The organism is Bacillus cereus group sp. BfR-BA-01380, from assembly GCF_022663535.1.
In the GTDB taxonomy this organism is placed as follows: Bacteria; Bacillota; Bacilli; order Bacillales; family Bacillaceae_G; genus Bacillus_A; species Bacillus_A cereus_BB.
In genome coordinates, this window is record NZ_JAKUFS010000113.1 from 1 (window position 1) to 285 (window position 285).

The window sequence follows — 285 nt, forward strand, 5'->3', positions numbered from 1 at the left end:
TGTGATAAGCAATTCTTCTAATCCTTTTTGTAAGATGTTCAGGCTCGCATTATAGTCTCTATCTAACACTGTTCCACACTTTGTACATATGTGAGTACGAATAGAGAGAGACTTTTTCACACGATTCCCACAAAAAGAACAGTCTTGTGAAGTATATTTTGGTTCTACTTTGATGAGTACACCGCCATGACTTTCACATTTGTAAGCAAGCATGTTTCGAAACATTCCCCACCCTGCATCAGAAATAGATTTCGATAATTTTCTGTTTCTAACCATGTTACGAAT

1 protein-coding gene is annotated in these 285 nt (G+C 36.5%); it reads right to left on the reverse strand.

The window, feature by feature from the left end:
- A partial coding sequence (locus tag MR076_RS26165; RefSeq protein WP_242225438.1) for an RNA-guided endonuclease InsQ/TnpB family protein occupies nt 1-285 on the reverse strand: 285 nt, incomplete at both ends.